Below are 20,987 nucleotides of genomic sequence, written 5' to 3'. Positions count from 1 at the left end.
GTCTACTTTCTGTTGTTTTTATTATGATTGTTGTTGTTATTATTGTTATGTCGTCTCTTATTATTTTGGTTATTCCGGTTATTGTTTCGGTTGTTATTTTGGCTATTTCGGTTGTTGTTATTGGTTGTGTAATAGATCTTGCTTTTCTCAAGAGAGTCTATTCCTGTAAGATCGAGCCTGTTCTCCGAAAGTTCCTTCAAATGACGGAAAATTACATCATCTGTTACGTGTTCTTTATTATATACATTATAGGATTTCTTCATATTGTTGGCAATGACTTCAATCAGGGCTTCTTTTTCGTCACCTTGTTCTAGTTCGATTGCTTTTTCGATTAACTGAAGAATACTTTTCCCATAGAATTTAAAATCACCCTGAAGTTTTGGATATTCCATTCTTTTAGGTTTTTCTTCAAGTTCTTCTTTCGTAGGAAAAGGGTAGGGAGAATCTACATCCAAATCATGGTTGGCCAAAATATACAGATGATCCCAAAGTTTATGTTTATAATTTTCTTCGTCTCTTAGCTGGGGGTTTCTTTGACCCATAAAATCAATGATTGCCATTGCCATTTCGTTTCTTTCTTCTTTCGTAGAAAGCTCCTTGCAACGCTCAACCAACTGTTGTATAATTCTGCCGTATTCAGGCAAATGAAGCTGAGTTTTTTGGGTATTGTATTCCATAGTCTGCAAATATATGGATTAATGGAAAAATTGTACCGAAAATCTTTAAAGTTTATGATTTTTTAATGAAAATTGTCCATAAATGTATTCGGATCCAGCAGAAAATAATATTGGAAATAAGTGTTCTTATGAAGGCATTAATTATACTTCAATAAATTTTTTCCTTTGATGCGGAGTGGGTAGATAACACTTTTGATTAGCGAGTTTCATTCGGTTTCTTGAAATGATGTCATACACTTTATCACTTAGAAATTTAGGAATCAGTTTTCCTATTCCTGAAAGTTTGTAAATTCCTCCGAGTAAATTGGCGATCTGTAATACGGCGCGGGATTTAATTAAGTAATATTGGTTAGGCTTCCAAAGATACATCGTGTTGAAAACATCAGTCGCCAATCCTCTCTCTGATAAAAATTTTTGCCCGAATTCCGACTGTAGGGAAGCAAACAGAAATTGGTCATTACGGTCTCTTTCTAATATCCATTGCACCCAGAAATTACAGACTCCGCAATCTCCGTCGAAGAATACTATATATTTATTTTCCCAGTTTTTCTGCATGATTTCCCGTTTTAAAATGACATCTTTCTTTCAGTTTCCTTTTTCTCTCTTTTAAAATAATCAATTAAAAGTTTTCGCTGCCCATCGGTCAGTTTTGCATCCTGATGTCCCAGAAAGTAAGAATCTAAAGGCATTTCCCTTTTATCGATCATCTCTGTACATTCCTGCAATTTTTGTGCCTGTACTTTGGGCTCATATATTGCAAAAGTAGAGAAATTAAGATGTTTCCTTCCTTCATTAATATGATTTTTCATGAACCATGACGCTGGTGCGAAGTTGGAATACCAGGGATATCTCGTTTCGTTGGAATGACAGTCGTAGCAGGAGGTATTGATTAATTGCGCAATTTCGGGTTGTACATTTTTTATTTTTAAGAAGTCCATTCCGGGGGTTGGAGCAGGATTGGTTTTGTCAATAGGGAAAAACTGGATCATAATAAATGCAACGAGAACTACAACTAATATTTTTTTCATAATCAAATTGTCATTTTCTGAACAGATAAAGTTAATTAATTTTTAATAATAAAAGATGCGGAAATTTAAATAACCTTCACGATTCTCTTGAATTATTCTAAATATGTTTTTAATCTTTATCTTTTATTTAATTTTCTTTGAAAATGTATTAACTTAATTGCATTATTTGAGCTTTAGTAATCTGATTAACGGGAAATCAATTATTTAAATTATGTTATCACTTTTAACTATTGTAAATATATTTTTGATAGATTGTATTTATTTTATAACTGTGGTAAGTTTGTCCTGTTCTATTCAGTGAATTTCAAACAATAAAAAAGAACATCAAAAAATTAAACAATATGGAAAACAATTCTGGTGACATCAGTAAATGCCCGTTTCATAACGGAACAATGAAAAAAGAAAACGTAGCCGGTGGCGGAACGAAAAACCTTGATTGGTGGCCCGATCAGTTAAGAGTGGATATTCTGCGTCAGCATTCCAATCTTTCAAACCCTATGGATCAGGATTTTAATTATGCAGAAGCATTCAAAAGTCTTGATCTTGAAGCTGTGAAAGCAGACCTTCATGCCCTGATGACAGATTCTCAGGACTGGTGGCCTGCAGATTTTGGTCATTATGGTCCTTTGTTTGTCAGAATGGCATGGCACAGTGCAGGAACGTATCGTGTAGGAGACGGAAGAGGAGGAGCAGGAGCCGGACAGCAGCGTTTTGCCCCACTGAACAGCTGGCCGGATAATGTAAGTCTGGATAAAGCGAGAAGACTTCTTTGGCCGATCAAGCAGAAGTATGGAAGAAAAATTTCCTGGGCAGATTTGCTGATTCTTACAGGGAATATTGCTTTAGAATCTATGGGATTTAAGACTTTCGGATTTGCCGGAGGACGTGAAGATGTGTGGGAACCGGATCAGGACGTATATTGGGGGACGGAAAAAACATGGCTGGGCGGAGATCATCGGTATGCTCACGGTTCGCCAGGCGTTGTAGAAGGTCATGGTGTTCTTCCAAGTGATGATGATGCAGACGGTGATATCCACTCAAGAAAGCTGGAAAAGCCTTTAGCAGCCGTTCAGATGGGACTTATTTATGTAAATCCCGAAGGACCGGACGGAAACCCTGACCCGATTGCCGCAGCGAAAGATATTAGAGATACATTCGGAAGGATGGCAATGAATGATGAGGAAACAGTGGCTTTAATTGCCGGAGGACATACATTCGGGAAAACCCATGGGGCAGGGCCGGCAGATCATGTGGGAAAAGAGCCTGAAGGAGCCGGAATTGAATCACAGGGATTAGGCTGGAACAGTACTTATAAATCAGGAAAGGGAACGGATGCGATTTCCAGCGGATTGGAAGTAACATGGACGGAAGCTCCTACCCAATGGACAAATTATTTCTTTAAAAATCTCTTCGAAAATGAATGGGAGTTAACGAAAAGCCCTGCAGGAGCACATCAATGGGTCGCTAAAAACGGAGCGGAAATTATTCCTGATGCCTTTGATGCCAGCAAAAAACATAAACCGATGATGCTGACAACCGATTTGTCATTAAGATTCGATCCTGTTTATGAAAAAATTTCAAGGAGATTTTACGAAAATCAGGATGAGTTTGCAGATGCTTTTTCCAGAGCGTGGTATAAGCTCATAGGGATATGGGACCTAAAGCAAGATATTTAGGACCAGACATTCCTGCAGAAGAGCTTATTTGGCAGGATCCTATTCCTGAAGTTGATCATGTTCTAATTAATAACTCAGATATTGAAGCTCTAAAATCAAAAATATTAGATTCAGGTTTAAGTGTTTCCGAATTGGTGTCAACGGCCTGGGCATCGGCTTCTACCTTCAGAGGAAGTGATAAGAGAGGAGGTGCAAATGGGGCGAGAATCCGTTTGGCTCCTCAAAGATACTGGGCGGTAAATAATCCTGCTCAGCTACAGAAAGTTTTAAATGTTTTAGAAACTATTCAGAAAGAATTTAATGAAAATCAGACGGGCGGAAAAAAAGTTTCATTGGCTGATTTAATCGTTCTTGCGGGAAGCGCAGCGGTTGAAAAAGCGGCTAAAAATGCAGGACAGACTCTAATTGTACCTTTCGTGCCGGGAAGAATGGATGCCTCTCAGGAACAGACGGATGTAGAATCTATGGGATATCTGGAACCTGCTGCAGACGGATTCAGAAATTATCTTAAGAAAAAATTCTCTGTCTCCACAGAATCTTTATTAATTGATAAAGCACAGCTGCTAAATCTTACCGCTCCGGAATTAACGGTATTGGTGGGAGGGATGAGATCCTTAAATACGAATTTCGATGGTTCAAATCACGGAATTTTTACACAAAACCCTGGTACTCTTACCAATGATTTCTTTGTGAACCTATTAGATATGAATACGCAATGGAAATCGGTTTCCAATGATGATGAGCTGTATGAAGGTACCGATCGTAAAACAGGTGAAAAGAAATGGACGGCAACACGTGCTGATCTTGTCTTCGGCTCTAATTCTGAGCTAAGAGCGATTGCTGAGGTGTATGCAAGCTCTGATGCTCGGGAAAAGTTTGTGAATGATTTTGTTTCTGCGTGGGTAAAAGTGATGAATGCAGACAGGTTCGATTTAAAATAAATGATCTATCAATTTATATTGATAAATTTCAAAAAATAAGTTGGCTAATCAATAGCCAACTTATTCAAACATAAAAACTAAAACCAAAATTATCGGGTAGTATATCCGCCATTTGCGAATATGGTTTGGCCCGTAATCCACCAACCATCTGTCACTAAAAACTCCACCAAAGGAGCAATATCTTTAATATCTGTAAGTCCGCTTAAAGCAGAGGCAGATTTGTGATAAGCAACGGCATCATCGGCTTCCTGTCCATAGAAGAACGGCGTATCCATAGGTCCTGGCGCTACTGCAGTTACAGAAATACCTTTAGGTCCAAACTCTTTTGAGGCAGCCCTTGTAAAATGCTCTACAGGTGCTTTCATTCCTGCATAAGTGGAGTACAAACCTGTATAAGCCGCTAATAAAGAAGTAACTATCGTACAGATTTTACCATTATTATTTACTTTTTTGCCCGCTTCCTGAATAAAGAAATACGCAACTTTAGAATTGATATCAGACATTGTATCGTATTCAGCTTCGGTAGTATCTACGAAAGGTTCTTGAGATCCATCCCTACCGTATTGATCGTAATATCAATGCCTCCGAATTTGGCGACTGCCTCATCGAAAAAACTTCGTAATATTTTCTATTTTCGTAAGGTCTCCCTGAAATAAAAATCCTTCTGCTCCTAGAGCCTGCACATTACTAAGGGTCTTTTTGAACCTTCGCTATTATAATGAATTGCCAGCTTAGCTCCTTTGGCAGCAAAATTTCTGCTTAGTAATCCACCTAAATTTTTACCGCCGCCGGCGATTAAAACAACTTTACTGTTTAAATTTTTTTCTGACATAATAACTGTTTTTACAAAGCAAATATGTAGATGAAATTGTGATGAAGCACAAGATTTATATGGATAGATGTGGATAATTCTTAAATCCTTCTAATATTTTTACGAGGCCGGTGGGTGATGAAAATTTTAAAAAATAAACCATATTCTCTATGTTTTGACTTAAATATCAGCAAAAAAGAGGGAATAATTATTCACTATATATTGTATAATTATAGAGAAGATTTTTTCTAATATTCTTCTATTATTTTTATTACGTATTTATTTGATTGATAGTTTTTTATTTGATTTTCGTTAGCATTTTATTAAGATATATTTTTTCCTTAAAAATGTTCTTTTTTCTGAATTCATCTTGATAAGAACTTGCGTTTTGCTCTTTGTTAACATAATATTGTTAAACCTTTTAGGCATTGCGATTCTAATACACATTGAAACACTGAAAAAAATGAAAACACAAATGAATGGAAAATTCAAAGAAAGATCTTCTCTAGCTACAAGGGGAAGATTTTTTCTTTTTTTCTTTTCATTTGTTTCTATCTGTCAGTTTTCGAATGCTGCTGTTCCTGAGGATACTAAAGAAGAGGTTATCTTAGAAGATGATTCTCTTCAAAATTTTACGAATGACCAGCCGGCAATGTATGTGACGGGGGATGCCCAACTTACAGATCCCGAGAAAATAATTACAGGACCAATTATCATTTTGAAAGAAAAGAATAAAAATGATATTTCAAAGAAAAAAGAAAAGGAGAAGGTAAAAGTTAAGCAGGAGATAAAAAAAACGCATAAAAGACCTGTACAAAAAAAGGTTTCAATAAGCCATTTATATTTTAATAATCCGCAGGACAAAGAATACGCTCATTTTGATGTCGGGCTGGATAAAGCGGTAGTAACCACTACCCATCAGATAAAATTATTTTCTGTAAATACAATTTTGATTCTAAATTTAGTGCTTTTCGTGAGCATATACTTGGTGTGTTTTTTTAAAGAAAACACTTTTTTTATACCATTTTTAGGCAAAAACTTTCAGCGTCCTCCGCCTCATTTTTCCATTCAATTATTTTAAAACAAACGTGATTAAGGGATTAAAAAGTCTCTCAATCAACGTTCCGCTATTTCGAACTTCTTAACTAAAGATGACTAAAGTCTGGATTATTTCCTGCTTTAGAATCTTATCGATATGAAGCAAGGAAAAAAATAATAACTAAATAATTAAATAATGAGAAGAATAATAACTTTATTAATTGCGCTATCGTCGCCATTACTGTTATTTGGACAATCGCCGGGTGGTGTTACCCCGGCAGCCTGGTATAGGGCTGATGCTACAAGCTCATTGTTTTCAGATGCAGGTATTACCAATTCAGCGAATAATACGACGGTATATCAATGGAATGATGCACAGGGCAACGGTTTCAATCTTTTGCAGACAAATGCAGGACTTCGCCCAACATTTTCCAATACTACTACTTTAGCAAACTTCAATCCCACTGTTACATTCCAAAGCAAATGGATGGAGTTTCAGCCGGGAGCGGGAATAAATATTATAGACCGTGTAAACGGAACGCTCTACGCGGCGGGTTATATGAATAACTTCACCAGCGGGGGGATCTTCGGCTTTGATTCCTCAATGGATTATCCTGGGCTTCACACTTCTAATAACGGTCTGAATAATCTGTTATTTTTTACAGGCGGTCCCGGCTATCAAGGCCTAACAACAAACAGTTTCTCCAGTAATTATTATTTTACAGCAGGAGCAAACTGGCAAAACGGAGGAGGAGCTACCGCGGCTTATGCAAGTTCTACAGTCTCTTTGAATGGGGTAAGATCCAATTATGCGGGAACTCAGCTACAAAATGCTGTCCTTGATGTTAATGCAAGAGATATCCGAGTGGGTGGAGACACCAATTGGGGGTCTATTAACGGCCAGGTAAACGAAATGCTTATTTTCGAAAACGCTTTGACTGCTGATGAGATGGACAGGGTAGAGTCTTATTTGGCAATTAAATACGGAACTACTTATGCACAGGGTACCAGAGATTATAAAAACTCTTCAAGTGCTACCGTTTGGGGTACAACAGTGAATGCAGGATATAACAATAACATTGCAGGAATTGCCAGAGATGTTACGGGATTAAATCAAAAACAGTCTTGGAGCACAAATCCAGGTAAGCAGATATTAATAGGAACAACGGGATTAGCAAATACAAATGCTGCAAATGCAACTTCTCTTACCAACGGACAATATCTTGTGTGGGGAGATAACGGTTTACAAAAAACTCCTAATGTTTCTATCAGTGGAATACCGGGAATTAACTACCGTTTCGCTTCAATCTGGAAAGCTCAGAATACCGGAAGTGTAGGAACAATAAGAGTGGCTTGGCCTGCGGGATTAACGAATTTAAGATTAATCCAAAGTAGTGATGCTGCATTTGATAATAGTGACACAGTTACTAATATGGCTGCAAATACTCAGACAGTAAATGGAGTTACCTACAATTATGCAGATGTAACATTAGAAAATGGTCAATATTTCACTTTAGCTGCATTTGTACAAGCTCCAGGTGGAGTAGTAGGTGATTTAAGAGTATGGCTGAAGCCTGATAATGGATTTACGCCTTCAGTGTGGCAGGATAAATCAATCAATGCAAATGATTTTACTCAAACTAACACTGCTCGTCAGCCCTTCGTCGCTACAACGCTTTATAACTTTAATCCTGTAGTAGATTTCGGAGGTGCTGCATCTTCAGATGGACGTTTTATGGCTTTCCCTTCGGGAGGACCTTTTACAACTAACGGATTAAGTGCCACATACTTCACAACTACTCTAACAAGAACAGGTGGAACAAGTGGCTACAGAGATATTTGGGGTTTTGATGGTACAACGACTACGGCTTCTTTAACCAATGCTAACTCTCCGGCAGTAACCAAACTGAATGATGATATTGTATTGTATAATACAATTACATCTGCATTTCCGGGGTTATATCCTGATAATAAGTTTTTATTAACGGATATGTCTTATACAGTTAATGTAGCTGGAATAAAATATGGACTTAACGGAACAATTGCTAATACAACCCAGACAAGAACAACGGCTAATTCACTTCAGGCAAACGGAAGTATTTTAGGTTCTCAGCCGGAGGTCATGAACGGAGTAATGGGAGATATGATTGCCTATGAAAGAGATCTTACACCAGCTGAAAAAATTAAAGTAAGAACATATACCAGTGTAAAATATGGCATTACATTACCTCATGATTATGTATCTTCTTCAGATCAGGTGGTTTGGGATAATGCTGTAAATGCAGCATACAATAAGAATATTTTTGGTATTGCTAATGATTTTGTTTCTGCATTAGAACAAAAGCAATCAGTAAGTATTAATGATGGACAGAAATTAGTAATTGGAGCAGGTGGGGCATTAGCTAATACCAATGCTTTAAATACTAATACATTAACAAACGGCCAATTCTTAATTGTAGGCGATAATGGTTTGAAACAAAGTCCTGTAGTTCCTATCAGTGGTATTACTGGGGTTAATTACCGTTTTGAATCAATATGGAAAGCTCAGAATACGGGAGATGTCGGTACAGTACGTATCGCTTGGCCTGCAGGGTTATCGGAACTTAGATTGGTTCAAAGTTCAGATGCTGTTTTTGACGGTACAGATACTGCAACTAATATGAGTATAAATACTCAGATTGTAAATGGTGTTACTTATAATTATGCTGATGTAACGTTAGCTAATGGTCAGTACTTTACTCTTGCAGCATTTGTTCATGCACCGGGCGGAGTTCTTTCTTCACTTTGGTACAGAGCAGATAAAGGACTTACACCGGCAACTGGAGGTGTAGCAACTTGGACTGATTACTCGGCCGGTCAGGTGCCTGTTTCACCTGGGTTGGCAAATACTACTTCAACTCCTACCGCAGTAGACGGAACAGGATTGAATTTGAATTTCAATCCAGGTATCACTTTTGCATCTGCAAATGCCTTAGGAAATTCAGGTAACTTAAATCTTCTTTCAGGAGCAAATCATACAATTTTTACCAGCACAACTCCTGTTACAGGTAATGGATATGACAGAATCTTTGGATTGAATTATACTGGATTTTCGGGTGGATTACGTTATGATAGTCCAGGGCTTGCTGCGGTTAATATAGGAATGAGAAATAGTGCCGGAACTACTGTGTTAGGTGCCGCGGTAGCAACTGGTTATAGATATAATCAGCTTACCAATACTACAATCGTAAGAAATACATTTACGAATACTTTGTTTACCAGATCTTTGAATGGTGCTGTCGCAGGAGCTAATGATACCTATTCCAATATTACAACAGGAGCAAATGGTGGCATCTTGTTTGGTAGAAATGCTAACGATGGGGGAGATGATGATGGTGTTGCTATGACAATGGCAGAAACTATTGTTTTTGATGGAGTTCTTTCAGCAAATGATATCAACAGAGTAGATTCTTATCTTGCTATTAAAGGGGGAATTACTTTAGATATTGCTAATACACCTAATTATTTAAGCAGTAATTCTACCAATGTTTGGAACAGTGCTACAAATACAGGCTATAACAATAATATTTTTGGTATTGCTAACGACTTCTTGTCAGCGTTGCATCAAAAGCAATCTAAGAGTATCAATAACAACCAGAAATTGATCATTGGAGCAGGAGGTACATTGGCTAACACCAATGGTCTTAATACAAACAGTTTAATAGACGGTCAGTTCCTAATGGTGGGAGACAACGGATTAAAACAGAACCTTTCAGTTCCTATCAGTGGAATTGCAGGAGTTAACTACCGTTTCGCCTCAATTTGGAAAGCACAGAACACAGGAAATGTAGGAACGGTACGTATTGCTTGGCCAGCAGGTTTAAAAGCATTGAGATTAATCCAGAGCCCGGATGCTGTATTTGATAGTAATGATACGGTAACGGATATGTCTGTAAATACCCAGACCGTAAACGGTGTTACCTATAACTATGCCGATGTGACGATCGGAAATGGCCAGTTCTTTACTTTCGCAGCGTTTGCAAATGCTCCTGGAGGGGTTGTGAACGGATTAAGTCAATGGTACAGAGCAGATATTGACGCCGTCAATACAGGTAATGGTTCTGATGTAACTTCATGGACAGATTACTTCGCAGGTACGGTTTCTACACAAAAAGGAGCTAATGCGCTTCCTAAATATAGAATAGGAGCAGCAGATTACTTCAACTTTAATCCGGGACTTAATTTTACTGCGGGAACACAAACCATAGGTAATAATGTTGTGCGTACTTTGACGAGTCTGGATTTTGATGTCTTTACGCTTACCAAAGAGGGGATGGCTGCCGGTGGTGGAAATCCAAGATATTTCAGTGTTGCTCAGGACAACAGCGGTAATAGTAATAATGCAATAATGGATGCTTTCGGCTTGTCTCCTACAGGTACGGTAGAAAGAAGACCTATCGGTGGAGGGACACAGTTCCCAGGGGTAAATCCTGCATTTTCTACTACTATTCCTAGTATTATGTATCATAAGCTGACGAATACAACAGCTGCAAAAGGATTAAACGGTGGTGCTTTAGGTACTGCTGAAACTTATGCTGCTCAAGGGGAACAATTCGGAGGTCACTATTTCGGAGATACTCAGTTTGGAAGCAACGGAAGTGATAACCGTGGCTTTATAGGAAATATCGGAGAAACGATTGTTTATGGAGCAGGTACGCTTTCTGATGCAGAAAGAAGAAAAGTAGATACCTATCTTGCGATTAAATATGGTATTACATTAGGACGTATTGCAACGGATAATTACGTTTCTTCTGCAGATGCTGCCATCTGGAATGGGGCATTGAATACTGCGTATAATAATAACGTATTCGGATTGGCAAAAGATGATATTTCATCTTTACATCAAAAAGTTTCTAAGAGTGTAAACGCAGGAACTATTCTTAGCATGGCGACGAATAATGATTTCGTTTCTCAGAATACCACTGCATCAAGAACGGCGTTGTCAGGAGACCAGAAATATTTCTTGGCAGGTGACAATCTTGTAACGGCTACACCTTTGGTTAGCTTTGTCATAGGAGCTAATCCGGCACAGCGTATCCAGAGAATCTGGCTGTCGCAGAGAACCAATACATTGGGAAATATCTATTTCTCAGCAGATCTTTCTGCCTACGGAACAGGCTTCGCAGCAGGTAACAATATCCGTATGTTTGTCGCAGATGATGCCGCATTTACGGTAAATGTTCAGTCTGTAGCAGGTGTTTTCAGCGGAGGCAAATGGGTATTCAATAAGAGTTTTGATACTGATGCTACTGCAAGATATATCACTTTTGGATCAGAGGCACAGCCTCAAGTGCTTTGGGTAAAAGCAGATAAAGGAGTTAACACAGCTTCAGGTGTTCCGGCTGATAACACTCAGATTTCAACCTGGTATGATCAGGAAATTGTAAACGGAGCTCAGAACGGTACTATACCTACAGTAGATCCGGGAGAATCTGCAGAAACTGCGGCTACTCTTCCTACATTACCTTTCTATAGATATAATGCTACGGATAACTTCAACTTCAACCCGGTTGTTAATTTCTCTAATCTTAACAGAGGAAATGCTGTACAGTTTACAACACCTACCCTTGGAAATCAGACCGTGATTAGTGTATTCAAAGCGGCTGGTTTTGGTACTCAGTATTATGAAAACATGCTTTTATACGGCGGTGATGTTTCAACCCCAAGTGCGGGAGATCCTGCACCCGAAAGGGCAGATATGTCATTCGGGGTATCAGCGGGAAGCTTCATGTCATTCGGTGGAGGTTCTTCAGGTGATTACTCCTACTTAGGAAATTTAGGACTTCAGACACAGCCGGCAATTGGTACGATGCTGAGAAACAGAGTAGGAGATGAAGAAGTGTATTACAGCACATATGGAAACGGTTCTAATGATATCCTTAACCAAAATGCTGACCCGGATAACACCAGAACAGGTGAAGGAAGATTACTGAGCGGCTTGGTAAGAATGGGTAAACATTTCTCGGCTCCAACTACACTTAATGACCCTGAAGGAAGATTAAACGGTTCTTATGCCGAGTTAATTGTGTACGACAGACTTCTTTCAGATGCTGAAAGAGCCATGGTAGAATCTTACTTGGCTGTAAAATATGGAATTACGCTAACGGGAGGTACAGACGTTGTCGGAGGTACTGCTGGAAACGTTAACTATCCGTATGTAAACAGTTCAGGAGCGGTGGTTCGTGCATCAGATGCTGCGTACAGATTTGATGTCTTCGGCTTGGGTAGAGATGACCATTATGGCTTGAACCAGCGTATCTCCAAGTCTAACAATGCAGGTGATATTCTTACAGTATCTACCAATACAGACTTTAATTCACTAAACCTTAATGCAGCGCGTACTGCGATTGACGGGGATCAGGAGTATATGCTATTTGCCAATAACAGAGGTAGTGCAAACGCTGTTGTACAGCAGACGACAGAATTACCGGCTAATGTACAGAGAAGATTAGACCGAGAATGGAAAGTGGCTCAGGCAAACACAGACGGTACAAATATCTCTAATGTTTCCTTAAGATTCAACTTAGCTGGTGTTAGCTTAACGGGAGCTAATGTTAACAACATAATGCTTCTTATTGATTCGGACGGAGATGGAGATTTCACTACGGGAGCGGTTCAGGCAATCCCTGCTTCATCTTATGTGTCAGGATCGGCAGCATTCTTTAACAATATAAATCTAAATGACGGACAGGTGTTCACATTAGGTATTACTGAAGGAGTATGCTACAAGCCAGGAGCTGTGGCAGGTGTAGGAAATCCTGCACTTAGCACTAAAACAGGGATTACTGCGCTTAACAGAGCAGGAGCTACAGGAGACAACTGGCCGGGCATCCGTACAGGAGCATGGTTGGCATTGGAATCTAAGGTAAAAGGTTTTGTACCGAACAGAGTGGCGTTCTCAGGAGCTAATCCTGTAGGTATTGCACCTTCCAACTTTGTAGAAGGTATGATGGTATACGATACTACCAACAAATGTATGAAGATGTACACCCTAAAAGACGGAGATACCGCTTTAGCTTGGCACTGTATCTCATCACAAGCTTGTCCGGACACTGCGGTGGGTACGCCAACGTTAACGCCAAGACCTGTGAATATAGGATATTGGGGAGCTTCAGGTTTTAATCTTTTCTCAGGACATACTGCTTACAGAAATCAACTCGAGAATACCGCAAATTACGGTGCATCGGGCACTTTCAAAGGGATTACAGGTTGGAACTGGATCAATGCAAATTCTGATGTAGATGCAACTGCGGCTACCTTCAGCGCAGCACAGCTAAAAGCTAAATATGACGTTATTGTTACAGGATATAATAATATGACTGCAGCTGACGCCCCTGCAAAAATCAAAGCATTTACAGATTTAGGAGGGGTAGTGATTGTTCTTGAAGATGGAGCGCAATCTGCAGGAAATGCCCTTAATTCGGCTTTCGGAGGAACGGGTAATATCAGTAACGGAAGTGATGCACAGGCAGGAGCCAATGCGCAGGCAAGAACATTAGACAGCACTATTAGCAATGGTGTGTTTGGTACAGGAGGAGGTATAGTAATTACAGGAGTTCAAGGTCAGGCAGTTCCTCCGGTTACTAATATTCCTCCGGCTTCATTTATTGCTGCCTATATGAATTATCCTACCACTACAAGTTCAGATTATGCCGGAGTATACCTTGCAGGAGCTGGTAACAGAGCCATATTTGTATACGACGAAGGTATTTTCCGTGCCGCAGCTGTATCAGGTACTGTAATTGATACTCCGCAGGAGATTTTTATTCATAACCTGATGTCATATGCATTGCAAGCCATAGGATTTTCTCCTAACTAATATTTTAAACCAATCTCATAGGTTTCCAAAAACCTATGAGATTTAAAAAATTAAAAATAAAAATGTTTTGACAAACTCAGCAGAATTCAATTTTCAGCTGATTAACTATTAAACATAAAAAAATGAGAGCAGTAATTATTACAACATCCCTGTTGATATTAGCTGGCACAACAGCAAAATCACAAGTGGCCATCGGTAAGCAGGCTGTTACCAATACTTCGGTTTCTCTGGAATTTGCGGATACCGAAAACAGGGGAATGATTCTCCCGTATGTCATCGATAAATCCGGGATTACAGAAAATGGCACAATGATCTATGATACAACAGATCATAAGGTAAAATATTTAAAGGATAACGCATGGTTTGATTTTAGTATTGATGCAACAGGAACGGCCGATCTTAGTATTCAGGGAGCCGACAAGATAGAGCAGCCCGGAGCAAAGGTTGCCATTCTTTCAGGTGGAAATACAACAACAACAACACCAGGAATCCTGGTATTGGGCGATACCAATAAGGCGATGATATTGCCCAAGGTAGCCAGCCCACATCTTAACATTATAAACCCCAGTGCGGGAATGATGGTATATGACACTACAAAAAGACAGCTGGCCGTATACAACGGTACAGTATGGACTTTCTGGAAGCCATAACACATGCAGGGAAAAGGAGGGCTGAAAAATGCCTTCCTTCTTTCTCTTTTAAAATAAAAAAAACAAAACACACAAAAATAATGATGATTCTAAACGATATTCAATGTATCCCTTGCGATACATTCCGAAAAGAAATCTTCCATGATTTCTTACTGAAGCATATAAGTGATAGTACCGGGAAAGTGTACACGATTAATGCAGAAGCTCAACATCCTTTTACGATTCGCACCAGATTTGAAAGTCTATTTCAAAAAATGATACAGGCTTTGTCGCTCTCTTTACAGGGCAGCTGCAAAGTTGATAAGAAGAAGGTTGCCTTTGTTATCTTCATTAAAGATCAGCGGTAAACCAAATTTTATCACGATCAATTTTCGCCTTCATATGTCATAAAACGGTTTTTCCGATGATAATGAATAAAAAAGCCGATGCGGACCCGAAGGTGTAAAATTAAAAGAATCAAAAAATAATATACATCATAAAACCGTATGAAAAACAAATTAATTCCAATCAAACATGTGCAGCTAAAATTTATTATTCCTGCTGTTTTGTTTATGAATCTGCAATTATCAGGACAGGTGGGAATAGGTGTTGAAAATCCTGACCCGTCTGCTATTCTTGAGCTAAATGTAAATAATCTTGCAGCAGGCAGTAAGAAAGGCTTTTTAGGACCGAGGCTTGCTCTTGCTTCCAATACAGATGTAGCAACCATTCCAAACCCGGCGACAGGCTTATTGGTCTTCAACTCGGGAACAAATGTAAATTTAAATTACGTAGGATATGTTTTCTGGAACGGTACGGAGTGGCGTAAGCTGGATGGCACCTCAATAGCCATAGGCACAGTGGGGACTCTGAACTGTAACTCTGTATCTCTTACTCCTGATACATATACTTCCGGAGTTCCGTATACAGGAACCATGAGTGTTCCTTATACAGGAGGAAATGGAGGTAGCTATCCGGCTCAGTCTATTGGTCCTGTTAATGGGCTTACGGCGACCCTCGTTCCGGGTAATTTTTCTAATGGTGCGGGAACCCTCTATTATAACATCACAGGAACACCTACGGTTTCAAGCCCTTCTGTTACTACTTTTTCAATAAATATAGGAGGAAAAACATGCAGTGCGGCGGTAGGATCCGGCAGTGTGATTTCTGTTGGTCAGGAAGTATTCTGGTCCGGTGAAGCTCCTGCCAATATAGGAAGCGGAGGGCTAAACGCCACCACAAACCTTGCCGCAAATTATCTCAGTAACTATACTACCGATATCCCTGTAATGGATGGGATGAGATTCGATTATTACTTTATTGATGCGGTTTCGGGAGCAGGAACCATTTCCGGGTTACCTCGTTTGGTGAATGTTTCGGGAGGTAACCTTAAAGTAAATTTCTCTGCCATGTCAAGCGTGCAGAATTTTGGCTCCAGCAATATCTTACTGGGACCGAATAACTTTATTAATCTTGATGACGGGATCTACAATGGGAACGGATTAAATATGACAACAAGCAGTACTCCGGCGAACTATACAAGCCCCTCAACATCTCACACCGAAATTGAAACAGTGGATCTTTGGGTAAATAATCACTGGTACAGAGCCAATTACTATCCTGTGATTGACAATAACAACACTACAAACGCAAGCGATGATATCAGAAAGATATCCATATCAGTAAAAAGACTGAAATAAATTATTCCAATATTTAAAGACAACTTATAAAAACACATTATTATGCCAATTCTACACAAAATTAAAGCGTATCTGTACGATAATTTTTTAACGAAAGACAATCCCAATGATTTTATTGCCCGTACCATAAGTGAGCGTTCTTTGAATGTAAAAGAGATCTGCGAATCGGCGGCTAACCGTGGAGGAGCAGATGTATCGGCAGCAGCAATGGAGCATGCTACAGAACTTTTTCTGAAAGAAATGGCATACCAGCTTTGCGACGGCTACTCTGTAAACACCGGATACTTTACCGCAAGCACATTGATTAGAGGGGTTTTCGACAGCCCTTCAGAAACCTTCAACAGTGATAAGCACAGCATATTGTTCAGATTCAATCAAGGGGAGAAACTGAGAGCAGAAATCCCTACGATAGAGGTAAATATTATCGGCGTGGCTGAGGCCACTTCTACCATTCTTCAGGTAGCAGATGTGAAAAGCGGTACCGTAAATGATATCCTTACTCCCGGCAGAAACCTTAAGATATCAGGAAGCAGACTAAAAATATCGGGTGATAGTCCTGCTAACGGAATTTATTTTATCGAAACGGCCACTCAGGAAAGGATACCTGTAGACTCTGGCGATATTGTGACCAACAATCCTTCAGAACTTATTATCGTCATCCCGGATTTACCTGCCGGAAACTATACTGTGGAGGTTACTACCCAATTCAGCGGAAGTTCTGTTCATTTAAAAGAATCCCGTACGGCATTCTTTGATAAACAGCTTACTGTAGAGTAAAATTATTGGTATCTCTGATACGCCCGTATCAGGGGTACCGATTCGCCCGTATCAGACAGGCTGAATCGCTCGTATCAGGAGGTCTGAATCGCCCGAGTGGGTAGGTCTGAAAAATAAATAATGAAAGAAAGGTAAATCATGATGACGGAGTAAAAAATAGAATAAAAACAAATACCAAAGAACTATGAAAAATACATTACTATTGACAACGGCAGCACTTTTCCTTTTTGCTGCAGAAGGTATGGCGCAGGTCGGAGTGAATACGGCAAACCCTAAAACAAGTATGGACGTGAGTGCCAAGAGGGATGCAGGGGGAGCTATTACCGATAACACACAGGTATTAGGTCTACAGGCGCCACGGGTTACCCTTGCAGAGCTTACATCCAATACGGCGACATACGGACCAGACCAGACGGGAGCTTTTATTTATATTACCGATGTATCTGCCGGAACGGCTACAGGACAAAGGGTAAATATAGATGAAGCAGGATATTACTCTTTCGACGGAAGTGTATGGCAAAAAGTATTATATAAGAATGTTTACAACGCTGACGGTTCTTTAGTTGGCCCCGGCGGTTCCCGTACTTTAACATTGAACGGTAAAGAATTTAATATCACCGGACCCAATCAAAGAAGTTCATGGAGGACAGATGGTGTTTTGTATCAGGAAAACCGACAGGGTGCCGGAGGAAGTGGTGCCATCGTAGTTTCCGGAGGGAACAGCTCCAATTTGTTTCTGCAACAGTTCTATAACGGAGATGCTCAGGTGCAGGCCACCAGTAATTCAACAGCTTTAAATTTATCAACCCATGGTACGACAGCTTCTGCTCCCGTAACGATAAGTACCAGCGTAGGAGGTGGTGCACTGTCGACGGAAAAGATGCGTGTAACAGGAGAAGGTAATGTGGGAATATCAACCATAACCCCTCAAGTTACATTAGATGTTGCAGGAACTCCGGCTGCAACCAGCGTTTTAGACGGTATCAGAGCACCACGATTAACAGGAGATCAGTTGAGAGCTAAAGTCTACACCATTAATCAGTTGGCAGCCATAGTGTATGTAACATCAGGAGACAGTGCTCCGGCAGGGCAGACGATCAATGTTACCACTGCAGGATATTATTATTTCGATGGTGCAGCGTGGCAGAGAATGAAAATCGGTGATCTTAATATTTATAACAGCAATGGTTCGCTGACAAGCGCAAGAACTCTTACACAGGCAGGTTTCAGTCTTACTTTTACCAATGCACAAAGCACTATTTTCAGTAATACAGCGGGAGTAGGTATCAGGCAGGATTCTGGAACGGGAACGAGAGCTTCGATGGCGCTTTCTAATGGAGGTGCGGTGCAAATGTGGTTATGGAGTGATACCAATGCTGCTGCACAAGTACTTGGAACAGGTAACAGTACATCATTACTGATAGGAACCACTACAACACAGGCGGCTACTCCTATAATTTTTCAGACAAGTACCGGAGGGGGACTTGTAGGTACTGAAAAAATGAGATTGTTATCCAATGGAAATCTTGGAATCGGTACTGCTTTCGCTTCAGAAAAACTGGATGTAGATGGAAATACAAGGTTAAGAGGGCTTCCGTTGAATGGAGCAACCAATGCGATCTATACACAAAGTAATGGAACCGCTTCTGCTACTCAGAATCAGACTTTCACGGCAACCAGAACGGTAGTTGCTGATGCGAACGGAGTGTTGGGATATGTTACAGGTGTGGCTTCAGTACAGGCAACAAGTACGGATGCTACCAGATATCTGGGCGGGACGATCTATGCGAGGTTCAATAGTTCGGATAGTGGAACGCTGGTTAATGCAAAAGTAATTGGCGGTGCCACAGGTACGAGCTATACAGTAGGATCTTTATCGGCTACTTCTTCTAAAGGAGGGATTAACTCGGTGATTGGAAATGGATATACGATTTCTAATCCTTCGGCAGGTATATTTGATATACGGTTTGATACAGCACTCACAGAAATTTATGGTATTTCCGTAAACATTGTGGATGCGTACGGGCCTGGTCCGAGTGCATTAACCAATCCGAATCCGGCAACTCCCGGTGCAGCCTTATTTACTAATGATAATACACAGGTTTCTTTCATTTCCAATACAATTATAAGAATAAAAACAGGAAACAGTAATGGAGATTTGTCTAACAGATCTTTTACATTCTTAGTGACAGGAAAGTAATAGGACAATTATAAATTAAGATATAAAATAAAAACAATAAATCTTAAGAACATGAAAACAATTACATTTTTTGCATGTGCACTCTTACTGATCAATGTAAAAGTTAAAGCACAGATAGGAGTCAATACAGAAGCTCCCAAATCAACTATGGATGTAAGTGTCAAAAGAGATGCGGGTGGAATAATTACGGATAATACCCAAATACTGGGTTTACAGGCTCCAAGAATTACTTTGGCAGAGCTTACGGCTAATACGGCTACTTACGCAGCCGGCCAAACAGGAGCATTAATCTATATTACGGATGTTTCCACAGGAACAGCTACCGGGCAAAGGGTTAATATTAACGAAGCTGGATATTACTCTTTTGATGGAAGTGTATGGCAGAAAGTATTATTTAAAAATATTTATAATGCAGATGGTTCTATTACCACGCCAGGAACTCGCCGTACCTTGACATTGAACGGGAAGGAGCTGAGTTATCAGGGAACAGAACAGAGAACCTACTGGAGTGCTAACGGAAGTATGAATCAATCAGCGAACGGAGGAACTCTGGGAAGTATATCAATCTACGGAGGAAATGATACTAATTTATTTATTCAGCAATTTCAGAATTCAAATGCTTCAATTTCTACTACTGCTAACAGTACTGCCCTTACTATAGGAACGCATGCAACTGCCGTTTCTGCACCGGTAATCATAAATACTAGTGCAGGAGGTGGTGCAATAGCGACGGAAAAGATGCGTATCACCGGAGAAGGAAATGTTGGCGTAAGTACAAACTCTCCTACGGAAAAGCTCGATAATTCTGGAATAACAAGATTAAGAGGGCTTCCATTAAATGGAGCAACCAATGCGATCTATACACAAAGTAATGGAACCGCATCTGCTACCCAGAACCAGACTTTTACGGCTACAAGAACGGTAGTTGCTGATGCGAACGGAGTGTTGGGATATGTTGTAGGGACACCCACTTCGCCGGGAGTACCGAAGTTGGTAGTGAGTGCAGGTGTCCCGGGAACTCAGAATATAAAAGGGAATATACCTAATACAGTGGGAAATTATTCTGTAGAATATCTGGATGTATATAATGCCTGGACTTCCAATGTCTTTACAGTACCCGCCAGCCAGGGAGGTGTATATATTGTAGCCATGCAGACTTCTCATACACATACAGTAGATGCGAGTTCATCATGGTTTACTATTGCACGTATCCAAAAAAGCACTGACGGAGGTACCACCTGGACCAATGTATTGAATGATACCTCATCAAGCAATCTAGGGACAGATGTAGATAACGGAAACAAATTGTATTGGACAGGTGCTCTCAATGCAGGCGATAGAATAAGAGTAGTTTATCAGTGTAGCAGTATCGGGGATAACATTGTTTCTCTGGGGTCTCTTACTATAACGCAGCTGAATCAATAAAAACAGGTTTTTAAATACCATTTTACTTAAAAACAAATGAAATAAATTTATCCAATGTTGGGGAAGACTTACAAAATTTCTCCAATCTTAGTAAATAGATTATAGTATAAACCCGTTGTGCATTTTGATGTACTTTCGTCATTTCAATTAGATTTTTCAAGAAAATCGTATCGAGAAGTTTTTAATATAAATTCCATTCTCGATACATTTTTTCTCCACTTTGTTAC

The 20,987-nt window shown here is 39.8% G+C and carries 11 protein-coding genes and 2 pseudogenes; 9 read left to right on the top strand and 4 right to left on the bottom strand.

Annotation, left to right across the window (positions count from 1 at the left end):
• Nucleotides 1–2 precede the first annotated feature (2 nt).
• From BUA89_RS06880 to BUA89_RS06870, 3 genes are all read right to left on the bottom strand, one after another.
• A complete protein-coding gene (locus BUA89_RS06880) occupies nt 3–677 on the bottom strand; it encodes a DUF4290 domain-containing protein (RefSeq protein WP_072954701.1) in 675 nt (224 codons plus the stop codon).
• A 141-nt stretch (nt 678–818) separates the two neighbouring features.
• Nucleotides 819–1,232: a thiol-disulfide oxidoreductase DCC family protein gene (locus BUA89_RS06875; RefSeq protein WP_072954698.1), complete on the bottom strand. Its 414-nt coding sequence runs from the start codon at nt 1,230–1,232 to the stop codon at nt 819–821.
• Nucleotides 1,233–1,243: 11 nt separating this feature from the next.
• Nucleotides 1,244–1,705, bottom strand: a complete 462-nt coding sequence (locus BUA89_RS06870; protein WP_072954695.1) for a heme-binding domain-containing protein — start codon at nt 1,703–1,705, stop codon at nt 1,244–1,246.
• A gap of 341 nt (nt 1,706–2,046) precedes the next feature.
• On the opposite strand from BUA89_RS06870, the pseudogene katG reads away from it, so the two are divergent.
• Nucleotides 2,047–4,322, top strand: a pseudogene (gene katG, locus BUA89_RS06865) (catalase/peroxidase HPI).
• A gap of 89 nt (nt 4,323–4,411) precedes the next feature.
• On the opposite strand, the pseudogene BUA89_RS06860 reads toward katG, so the two are convergent.
• A pseudogene (locus tag BUA89_RS06860) lies at nt 4,412–5,154 on the bottom strand (SDR family oxidoreductase).
• Nucleotides 5,155–5,596: 442 nt separating this feature from the next.
• On the opposite strand from BUA89_RS06860, the gene BUA89_RS06855 reads away from it, so the two are divergent.
• From BUA89_RS06855 to BUA89_RS06820, 8 genes are all read left to right on the top strand, one after another.
• Nucleotides 5,597–6,214, top strand: coding sequence for a hypothetical protein (locus BUA89_RS06855; RefSeq protein WP_143152280.1), 618 nt, complete (start codon nt 5,597–5,599; stop codon nt 6,212–6,214).
• A 153-nt stretch (nt 6,215–6,367) separates the two neighbouring features.
• Nucleotides 6,368–14,029, top strand: coding sequence for a beta strand repeat-containing protein (locus tag BUA89_RS06850; RefSeq protein WP_072954688.1), 7,662 nt, complete (start codon nt 6,368–6,370; stop codon nt 14,027–14,029).
• 122 nt (nt 14,030–14,151) lie between these two features.
• Entirely contained in the window at nt 14,152–14,679 is a 528-nt protein-coding gene (locus BUA89_RS06845) for a hypothetical protein (protein WP_072954685.1), read from the top strand.
• 80 nt (nt 14,680–14,759) lie between these two features.
• Nucleotides 14,760–15,026 (top strand): hypothetical protein, encoded by a 267-nt coding sequence (locus BUA89_RS06840; protein ID WP_143152279.1) that lies wholly within the window; start codon nt 14,760–14,762, stop codon nt 15,024–15,026.
• A gap of 138 nt (nt 15,027–15,164) precedes the next feature.
• Nucleotides 15,165–16,358, top strand: a complete 1,194-nt coding sequence (locus BUA89_RS06835) for a hypothetical protein (RefSeq protein WP_072954677.1) — start codon at nt 15,165–15,167, stop codon at nt 16,356–16,358.
• Nucleotides 16,359–16,400: 42 nt separating this feature from the next.
• A complete protein-coding gene (locus tag BUA89_RS06830; protein WP_072954674.1) occupies nt 16,401–17,135 on the top strand; it encodes a DNA-binding domain-containing protein in 735 nt (244 codons plus the stop codon).
• Between the two features lie 184 nt (nt 17,136–17,319).
• A complete protein-coding gene (locus BUA89_RS06825) occupies nt 17,320–19,335 on the top strand; it encodes a hypothetical protein (protein WP_072954671.1) in 2,016 nt (671 codons plus the stop codon).
• A 51-nt stretch (nt 19,336–19,386) separates the two neighbouring features.
• Nucleotides 19,387–20,760 (top strand): hypothetical protein, encoded by a 1,374-nt coding sequence (locus BUA89_RS06820; RefSeq protein WP_072954668.1) that lies wholly within the window; start codon nt 19,387–19,389, stop codon nt 20,758–20,760.
• The last annotated feature ends 227 nt before the right edge of the window (nt 20,761–20,987 follow it).

Source organism: Chryseobacterium arachidis (assembly GCF_900129245.1).
In the GTDB taxonomy this organism is placed as follows: domain Bacteria; phylum Bacteroidota; class Bacteroidia; order Flavobacteriales; family Weeksellaceae; genus Chryseobacterium; species Chryseobacterium arachidis.
Note: the sequence above shows the minus strand (reverse complement) of the source record. Positions and strands in the feature narration are given on the sequence as shown.

Excerpts from the sequence above, each read along its gene's own strand:
- BUA89_RS06880 (WP_072954701.1), bottom strand. The coding sequence starts at position 677 with ATGGAATACAATACCCAAAAAACTCAGCTTCATTTGCCTGAATACGGC.
- BUA89_RS06875 (WP_072954698.1), bottom strand. The coding sequence starts at position 1,232 with ATGCAGAAAAACTGGGAAAATAAATATATAGTATTCTTCGACGGAGAT.
- BUA89_RS06870 (WP_072954695.1), bottom strand. The coding sequence starts at position 1,705 with ATGAAAAAAATATTAGTTGTAGTTCTCGTTGCATTTATTATGATCCAG.
- BUA89_RS06855 (WP_143152280.1), top strand. The coding sequence starts at position 5,597 with ATGAAAACACAAATGAATGGAAAATTCAAAGAAAGATCTTCTCTAGCT.
- BUA89_RS06850 (WP_072954688.1), top strand. The coding sequence starts at position 6,368 with ATGAGAAGAATAATAACTTTATTAATTGCGCTATCGTCGCCATTACTG.
- BUA89_RS06845 (WP_072954685.1), top strand. The coding sequence starts at position 14,152 with ATGAGAGCAGTAATTATTACAACATCCCTGTTGATATTAGCTGGCACA.
- BUA89_RS06840 (WP_143152279.1), top strand. The coding sequence starts at position 14,760 with ATGATGATTCTAAACGATATTCAATGTATCCCTTGCGATACATTCCGA.
- BUA89_RS06835 (WP_072954677.1), top strand. The coding sequence starts at position 15,165 with ATGAAAAACAAATTAATTCCAATCAAACATGTGCAGCTAAAATTTATT.
- BUA89_RS06830 (WP_072954674.1), top strand. The coding sequence starts at position 16,401 with ATGCCAATTCTACACAAAATTAAAGCGTATCTGTACGATAATTTTTTA.
- BUA89_RS06825 (WP_072954671.1), top strand. The coding sequence starts at position 17,320 with ATGAAAAATACATTACTATTGACAACGGCAGCACTTTTCCTTTTTGCT.
- BUA89_RS06820 (WP_072954668.1), top strand. The coding sequence starts at position 19,387 with ATGAAAACAATTACATTTTTTGCATGTGCACTCTTACTGATCAATGTA.